The sequence below is a fragment of the Acidovorax sp. KPB24-07 genome (genome assembly GCF_057543315.1).
The window spans coordinates 1-7,965 of the sequence record NZ_BAAJYS010000171.1 but is presented as its reverse complement, the minus strand read 5'-3'; the positions used below and the strand labels follow the sequence as shown (position 1 = coordinate 7,965).

Sequence of the window (7,965 nt, the reverse complement as noted above, 5' to 3'; positions counted from 1 at the left end):
CCAGGCATTCGCCGGCGGCATCGGCCAGCCGGCCAGCCAGCGCGTCATCGCACGGCAGCCGGGTGCGGCCGTAGCCGGGCAGCTCCCAGCGGGGGAACAGGGGCGAGGCGTCCATGTCGTGCTGCAGAAAGTCGTGCGCCACGACGACGTCGCCCACCTGCACGTCCGCGCCCAGGCCGCCGGCCACACCGGTGAACACCACGCGTGCCGCGCCGAAGCGCTCGATCAGCGCGGTGGCGGTGGTGGCTGCCGCGACCTTGCCGATGCCCGAGAGCGCCAGCACGACCTCGCACCCGTGCAGGCTGCCGCTCCAGAACGTGCGGCCGGCATGCAGGGTGCGGCGCCCCCGGGAGAGCGCGTCGATGAGGCCCTGCTGCTCTTCGGCCAGGGCGCTGAGGATGGCGGTCGTCACGGCCGCAACGCCCCCCAGCGGTTGCGCCCGCGCGGGGTGGCCCGGAGCCAGGACGGGACGGGCCGCACTAGCGCTTGTCGCGCAGCTCGCGGCGCAGGATCTTGCCCACCGGGGTCTTGGGCAGCGATTCGCGGAACTCGATCACGCGGGGCTGCTTGTAGCCGGTGAGGTTGGCCTTGCAGAACTCGCGCACCTGCGCCTCGGTGAGGTCGGTGCCGCGCTTGACGATGACCAGCTTGACGGCTTCGCCCGTCTTCTCGTCGGGCACGCCCACCACCGCGCATTCGAGCACGCCGGGCAGCGTGGCCACCACGTCCTCGACCTCGTTGGGGTAGACGTTGAAGCCGCTCACCAGCACCATGTCCTTCTTGCGGTCCACGATCTTGAAGTAGCCGCGCTCATCGATCACGCCGATGTCGCCGGACTTGAAGTAGCCGTCGTCCGTCATGACCTTGGCGGTCTCGTCGGGCCGCTGCCAGTAGCCGGCCATGACCTGCGGGCCCTTGATGGCGATCTCGCCGCGCGCGCCTGGCTCGGTCACGTCGCGGCCATCGTCGTCGATGAGCTTCATGTAGGTGCTGGAGATCGGCACGCCGATGGTGCCGGTGAACGCCTTTTCCGTGGCCGGATTGCAGGCGACCGTGGGGCTGGTCTCCGACAGGCCGTAGCCTTCGCAGATGGGGCAACCGGTCTTTTCCAGCCAGAGCTTGGCCACCGCGCCCTGCACGGCCATGCCGCCGCCCACCGACACCTTGAGGTTCTTCCAGTTCACGGTGTTGAAGTCGGGGTGGTGGGCCAGGCCGTTGAACAGTGTGTTCACGGCCGGGAAGCTGTGGAAGGTGTGCCGCGAAAGCTCCTTGAGCACCGCCGCCAGGTCGCGGGGGTTGGGCAGCAGGATGTTCTTGGCGCCCGTGCGCATGCTCATCATCATGTTCACCGTGAAGGCGAAGATGTGATAGAGCGGCAGCGCGCACACGGTGGTGGGCTGCTCGTTGGCCGGCACGGTCTGCATCACGGGCAGGTTCCAGGCCTCGGCCTGCAGCACGTTGGCGATGATGTTGCGGTGCAGGAGCACGGCGCCCTTGCTCACGCCCGTGGTGCCACCCGTGTACTGCAGCAGGGCCACGTCGTCGGGGCGCAGGTCGGGAACCTTGAGCGTGCCGCGCGCGCCCTGCGACAGCGCGTCGTTGAAGCGCACCGCGCCGGGCAGGTTGAACGGCGGCACGAGCTTCTTCACGCTGCGCACCACATAGTTGACGATCAAACCCTTGGGGAAGCCCAGTCGGTCGCCCATGGCGCACAGCACGACGTGCTTGACCTGCGTGGCGCCGATGCACGCCTGCAGCGTGGCGGCGAAGTTCTCGATGATGACGATGGCCTTGGCGCCCGAGTCCTTGAGCTGGTGCTCCAGCTCGCGCGGGGTGTACAGCGGGTTCACGTTCACCACCACGAAGCCCGCGCGCAGGATGGCGGCCACGGCCACGGGGTACTGCGGCACGTTGGGCATCATCACCGCGACGCGGTCGCCCTTGGCCAGCCCCAGGCCCTGGAGATAGGCCGCAATGTGGCGGCTTTGCACGTCCGTCTCGCCGAAGCTCACATCCTTGCCCATGTAGCTGTAGGCCACGCGGTCGGCGTATTTGCCGAAGCCCTCTTCCATCAGGGCGATGAGCGAGGGGTACTGCGCCGGGTCGATGTCGGCCGGCACCCCGGGTGGGTAGGCGGCAAGCCACGGGCGGTCATTCATGCTGTGTGTCTCCAAACCTGCTGTTACAAAAAGGAGCCCGCATTGTCGTCGCGGGCGAAGGCGCCAGGGGCCTGTAGTTTCCCTAAACCGTGCTGCCCCCTGCCGCAGCGGCCGCCAGCGGGCGGCGCCGGAGGGCGCGCGGGCCTATTCGATGGCCTTGCCGATGTCCTCCACGACCTTCTTGGCGTCGCCGAAGACCATCATGGTCTTGTCCATGTAGAACAGTTCGTTGTCCAGGCCGGCATAGCCCGCCGCCATGGAGCGCTTGTTCACGATCACGGTCTTGGCCTTGTAGGCCTCCAGGATGGGCATGCCGTAGATGGGGCTGCCCTTGGTGTGCGCGGCGGGGTTCACCACGTCGTTGGCGCCGAGGATGATGGCCACGTCCACCTGTCCGAATTCGCCGTTGATGTCTTCCATCTCGAACACCTGGTCGTAGGGCACCTCGGCCTCGGCGAGCAGCACGTTCATGTGGCCCGGCATGCGCCCGGCCACCGGGTGGATGGCGTATTTGACGGTGATGCCCTTCTCGGCCAGCTTGGCGGCCAGCTCCTTGACCGCATGCTGGGCGCGCGCCACGGCCAGGCCGTAGCCGGGCACGATCACCACGGTCTCGGCGTTGCCCAGCACGAAGGCGGCGTCGTCGGCGCTGCCGCTCTTGACGCTGCGCTGCGCCTGCGCGCCGCCGGCCGAAGCCGCCGCCGCATCGCCGCCGAACCCACCCAGGATCACGTTGAAGAACGAGCGGTTCATCGCCTTGCACATGATGTAGGACAGGATGGCGCCCGAGCTGCCCACCAGCGATCCGGCGATGATGAGCATGCTGTTGTTCAGGCTGAAGCCGATGCCCGCCGCCGCCCAGCCCGAGTAGCTGTTGAGCATCGAGACCACCACCGGCATGTCCGCGCCGCCGATGGGAATGATGATGAGCACGCCCATCACGAACGCCAGCGCCAGCATGGCGAAGAAGGCGGTCCAGCTCTCGGTGGCCATGTAGACCAGCCCGAGCCCGATGGTCGCCAGGCCCAGCACGAGGTTGAGCAGGTGCTGGCCCTTGAACTGCACCGGCGCGCCCTGGAACCAGCGGAACTTGTATTTGCCCGACAGCTTGCCGAAGGCGATCACCGAGCCGCTGAAGGTGATGGCGCCGATGGCCGCGCCCAGGAACAGCTCCAGCCGGTTGCCGAACGGGATCGGCAGCCGCGCGAAGCCTTCCACCAGCACGGTGCCCTCGGGTGTGGCGGCGCTGGCCAGGGCCGGAACGGGGGGCGGCACGATGCCGAAGGCCCAGGGCTCGGCCACCGCGGCGACGGCGATGAACACGGCCGCCAGGCCGATCATGCTGTGCATGAAGGCGACCAGTTCGGGCATCTTGGTCATCTCCACCCGCTGGGCCATCACCGTGCCGGCAGCGCCCCCGACGAGCAACCCGAGCAGCACCCAGGCCAGGCCCATGGGCGCGCCGCGCGTGACGCTCCAGATCAACGCGGCGGTGGTGAGCACGGCGATCGCCATGCCGGCCATGCCGAACAGATTGCCCCGGATCGAGGTGGTGGGATGCGAGAGCCCCTTGAGCGCCTGGATGAAGCAGACGCTGGCCACCAAGTACAGCAGCGTGACGAGGTTCATGCTCATGGCGCGGCCTTGTCGGAAGCGGCGCCGGCGGCAGCGGAGGCCGCGGGCTTGCGCTCCTTCTTGCGGAACATCTCCAGCATGCGCCGCGTGACGAGGAAGCCCCCGAACACGTTCACCGCGGCCAGCGCCACTGCGAGCACGCCCATGGTCTTGCCCAGGGTGGTCTCGGTGAGGGCCGCGGCCAGCATGGCGCCGACGATCACGATGGCCGAGATCGCGTTCGTCACCGCCATCAGCGGCGTGTGCAGCGCCGGGGTCACGGTCCACACCACGTGGTAGCCGACATAGATGGCCAGCACGAAGATGATCAGGTTGATCAGCGTGGGGGAAACGGCATCCATGGCAGCACTCCTTGAAGGTGAAGGGGCGAACGGGGCGAAGGAACGGACGACTGGCTGAACGGCGGAACGACGGAATGGCTACTGCGGCGGGGCGACCGGGAACGGCGGCACGATCAGCCGGCCGTCCATCATCGCGGTGCTCAACCGCGCGGCCTGCGCCATCTTGTCGCCCCACTCCAGAGCGGGGCGGCCGGCGCGCAGGAAGGCCTCGTTGTCGCGCGTGGGCGGGCGCAGCAGGCGCTGATCGACCAGTGCATCGATGGTGACGATGGCGCCGCCGTTGGTGGCATAGCGGAAGAACACGTGCGAGTACGGCTTGGCGGGCGCCGCCTGGTTCATGGACAGCCACTGCGCCACGGCGGGGCGGTTCTTGGCCAGGTAGTCCTCGGTATCGGCACGGCGCTTGTAGCGCAGACAGTCGATGCGCGCGGGGCTGCCCTGGGCCTTGTCCTCGACGAACACGCCCTGCTGCTGGGGGCACGGGGCCGTCCACAGCGTGGTGTCGCGCGGGTAGTTGGTGCTGTTGGTCTGCACCAGCAGCACGGCCAGCAGCGGCCGGTCCTTGCCCGGACCGCGCAGGCCCATGGCGGTCATCTGCGTGGGCAGGTCGGCGGAGGTGTCGTCGGGCAGCACGTCGATCACCTCGTCGCGGCGGCCCAGCACCTCCCAGTCGCCCGGCGGCAGTTCCAGCTGCGCACGGCCCACGTGCGGCAGCGCGGGCTGCACGGGCGCGCAGGCGGCCAGGGTGAGCAGCGAGGCGATGGCCAGCAGCGGGCCGCCAAAGCGGGGGGACAGGGGGAGCAGGGATGAAAGCCGGGTCTTCACAGGAATGCTTGTCTTGTCATGCGCGGGTGACCGCGCCTTCATGGGCCACGAGGCAGGCGGCGACGATGTCGTCTTGCCGGTCCACGTGCAGGGCCCCCTTCGGGGTGGATGATGAGCTTGAGGAAATCGAGCACGTTGCGCGCGTAGAGTGCCGAGGCATCGGCCGCCACGAGCGCGGGCAGGTTGGTTTCGCCGACCAGCGTCACGCCATGGCGCACCACGGTCTGGCCGGCTTCGGTCAGCGGGCAGTTGCCGCCCTGGGGAGCGGCGATGTCGACGATCACCGAGCCGGGCTTCATGGACTGCACCATCGCCTCGGTCACCAGCACCGGTGCGGGCCGGCCGGGAATGAGGGCGGTGGTGATGACCACGTCGGCCTGGGCCACGCGCTTGGCCACCTCCACCTTCTGGCGTTCCAGCCAGCTGGCCGGCATGGCGCGCGCATAGCCGCCGGAGCCCTGGGCGGCCTCTTTCTCTTCGTCGGTTTCGAAGGGCACGTCGATGAACTTCGCGCCCAGCGATTCGACCTGGTCCTTGACCGAGGGCCGCACGTCGGAGGCCTCGATCACCGCGCCCAGCCGCTTGGCTGTGGCGATGGCCTGCAGGCCGGCCACGCCCACGCCCAGCACCACCACGCGCGCGGCCTTCACCGTGCCGGCGGCGGTCATGAGCATGGGGAAGAAGCGCTGGTAACGGTCGGCCGCGATCACCACGGCCTTGTAGCCGGCGATGTTGGCCTGGGAAGACAGTACGTCCATGCTCTGGGCGCGCGTGGTGCGGGGCGCGGCCTCCAGCGCATAGGCGGTAACGCCCGCCTGCGCCAGCCGCTGCAGGCCGGCCGCATCGAAGGGGTTGAGCATGCCGACCAGCGTGGCGCCGGGGCGCAGCAGGGGCGTTTCGGATTCGGTGGGGCAGCGGACCTTGAGCACGAGGTCGGCGCCCCAGGCGCTGGCGGTGTCCACGATCTCGGCGCCGGCCGCGGCATAGGCGGCATCCGGCACGCTGGCGGCCACGCCGGCACCCGCCTGGATGCGCACCGCATGGCCCTGGGCCTTGAGCTTCTTGACCGTCTCCGGGGTCGCGGCGACCCGGGTTTCTCCAACCATGGACTCGGCTGGTACACCTATCTGCATGTTGTCTGTCTCCCGGCTGGCGTGTGCTCGGCGATCTCCGCTCACTGGGCCCGAGCTTACCCGATGCGCTCCGCGGCATCGGCACGCCCCCATGGCGAAGGCCCGGCGCACGCGAATGCGCCGGGCCTTGGCGTGCGGGGGCGCCAGCGCCCCCGCGCGGCGCAGGGGGTCAGTTCACCACCTGGGCCAGCGCGCCCGCGGCGTACTGGCCGGCCACGACCTGCAGGCTGTGGCCCTTGATCTTGGGTGCCTGGCCTTCGCAGCCGAACTCGATGTAGCGCTGCTTGCAGATGGCCTTGGCGGCCTCGCGCGCGGGCTTGAGCCATTCGCGGGCATCGAACTTTTCGGGGTTCTCGGCCAGGAACTTACGCACGGCGCCCGTCATGGCCAGGCGGATGTCGGTGTCGATGTTGATCTTGCGCACGCCGATCTGGATGGCCTTCTGGATTTCCTCGACGGGCACGCCGTAGGTTTCCTTCATGTTGCCGCCGTATTGGCGAATGATCTCCAGCAGCTCCTGCGGCACGCTGGAGCTGCCATGCATCACCAGGTGGGTGTTGGGGATGCGGCGGTGGATTTCCTGAATGCGGTCGATGGCCAGGATGTCGCCCGTGGGCTTGCGCGTGAACTTGTAGGCGCCGTGGCTGGTGCCGATGGCGATGGCCAGCGCATCGAGTTGGGTGCGCTTGACGAAGTCGGCGGCCTGCTCGGGGTCGGTCAGCAGTTGCTCGCGCGTCATGGTGGCGTCGGTGCCGTGGCCGTCTTCCTTGTCGCCCTTCATGGTCTCCAGCGAGCCCAGGCAGCCCAGTTCGCCCTCGACCGTGACGCCGACCTTGTGCGCCATGTCCACGACCTTGCGCGTCACGTCCACGTTGTATTCGTAGCTGGCGATGGTCTTGCCGTCAGCCTCGAGCGAGCCGTCCATCATCACGGACGAAAAACCCAGGTCGATCGCGCCCTGGCACACGGCGGGGTTCTGGCCGTGGTCCTGGTGCATGACCAGGGGAATGTGAGGGTAGGCCTCGACGGCGGCCTGGATCAGGTGCTTGATGAAGGCTTCGCCGGCGTACTTGCGGGCGCCGGCGCTGGCCTGCAGGATGACCGGGGCGCCCGTCTCGTCGGCGGCGGCCATGACGGCCTGGACCTGTTCCAGGTTGTTCACGTTGAAGGCGGGAATGCCGTAGCGGTTTTCGGCGGCATGGTCGAGCAGTTCGCGCATCGAGACGAGAGGCATGGGATGGGTCCGTTCAATGGTGGGCAGTGGGGAAGGCACGCAGGCCCTGAAGGGCCGTCGGCCGCGGTGGTAACCGCTTCGTAACCGGCGATTTTATCCGGTCGGCCCCGCCGGGGAATCCATGAATTCCAGACGGTAGCAGGTGGTAAATGGCGGCGGCACGGCGCCCGGGCCGAAGCGCGCGCCGTGCGCCTCCGCCACGCGCGCGACAATCTCGTGCCCCAGGTGCAGGCTGTCCACCGGTGCGGGCGCAGCGCCCTGGGCATGGTGCCGGGCGCCGTCGTCCACCACCTGCAGCCAGGGGCCGCCGTGCTCGGCCTGCCCCAGCTGCACCTCGATGCGGGTGCCGTGCGGCGTGTGCTTGAGGGCGTTCTCCAGCAGGTTGCGCAGGGCGATTTCCAGCAGCACCGCGTTGCCGTGCCAGACCAAGGCGCCGGGCGCCGCGACGGCGATGCTGTCCTCGCGCGCCCAGGCGGCCTGGGCGTAGTCGGCGCTCACGCCGCGCGCCAGTTCGGCTAGATCGACGGGCGCGGCCGCCTCGTGCAGCTGGGTGCGGCTGGCGCGTGCCAGGGCGAGCAGCTGGTTGAGCACGTGCCCGGCGCGCAGCGCATCCTGCCCGATGCGGGCCAGCGCCTGGG

7 protein-coding genes and 1 pseudogene are annotated in these 7,965 nt (G+C 69.1%); all 8 read right to left on the bottom strand.

All coding sequences use genetic code 11. The annotated features are described in order from the left end of the window. On the bottom strand, positions 1–412 hold a 412-nt coding region (locus AC27IQ_RS15920; RefSeq protein WP_487090036.1), incomplete at its 3' end, for a phosphorylase family protein. Positions 413–479: 67 nt separating this feature from the next. Next, positions 480–2,159 carry a long-chain-fatty-acid--CoA ligase gene (locus tag AC27IQ_RS15915; RefSeq protein ID WP_284424369.1) on the bottom strand — a complete coding sequence of 560 codons (1,680 nt, stop codon included), beginning with the start codon at positions 2,157–2,159 and terminating at the stop codon, positions 480–482. A 144-nt stretch (positions 2,160–2,303) separates the two neighbouring features. Continuing rightward, positions 2,304–3,794: an NAD(P)(+) transhydrogenase (Re/Si-specific) subunit beta gene (locus AC27IQ_RS15910; protein ID WP_284431594.1), complete on the bottom strand. Its 1,491-nt coding sequence runs from the start codon at positions 3,792–3,794 to the stop codon at positions 2,304–2,306. Beyond that, positions 3,791–4,135, bottom strand: coding sequence for an NAD(P) transhydrogenase subunit alpha part 2 (locus AC27IQ_RS15905; RefSeq protein WP_284424371.1), 345 nt, complete (start codon positions 4,133–4,135; stop codon positions 3,791–3,793). Before AC27IQ_RS15905 ends, AC27IQ_RS15910 begins: the two co-directional genes overlap by 4 nt. A gap of 78 nt (positions 4,136–4,213) precedes the next feature. Further along, complete coding sequence (locus AC27IQ_RS15900) at positions 4,214–4,960, bottom strand: hypothetical protein (protein WP_487090035.1); 747 nt, start codon at positions 4,958–4,960, stop codon at positions 4,214–4,216. A 16-nt stretch (positions 4,961–4,976) separates the two neighbouring features. Next, positions 4,977–6,093 (bottom strand): annotated as a pseudogene (locus AC27IQ_RS15895) (Re/Si-specific NAD(P)(+) transhydrogenase subunit alpha). A 169-nt stretch (positions 6,094–6,262) separates the two neighbouring features. After that, positions 6,263–7,327 carry a class II fructose-bisphosphate aldolase gene (fba, locus tag AC27IQ_RS15890; protein ID WP_092742855.1) on the bottom strand — a complete coding sequence of 355 codons (1,065 nt, stop codon included), beginning with the start codon at positions 7,325–7,327 and terminating at the stop codon, positions 6,263–6,265. A gap of 93 nt (positions 7,328–7,420) precedes the next feature. Continuing rightward, positions 7,421–7,965, bottom strand: a 545-nt coding sequence (locus tag AC27IQ_RS15885; protein WP_487090034.1) for a sensor histidine kinase, incomplete at its 5' end; no start/stop codon positions are given.

Bases quoted from the DNA above. Each gene is read 5' to 3' on its own strand.
- AC27IQ_RS15915 (WP_284424369.1), bottom strand. From the start codon at position 2,159: ATGAATGACCGCCCGTGGCTTGCCGCCTACCCACCCGGGGTGCCGGCC.
- AC27IQ_RS15910 (WP_284431594.1), bottom strand. From the start codon at position 3,794: ATGAGCATGAACCTCGTCACGCTGCTGTACTTGGTGGCCAGCGTCTGC.
- AC27IQ_RS15905 (WP_284424371.1), bottom strand. From the start codon at position 4,135: ATGGATGCCGTTTCCCCCACGCTGATCAACCTGATCATCTTCGTGCTG.
- fba (WP_092742855.1), bottom strand. From the start codon at position 7,327: ATGCCTCTCGTCTCGATGCGCGAACTGCTCGACCATGCCGCCGAAAAC.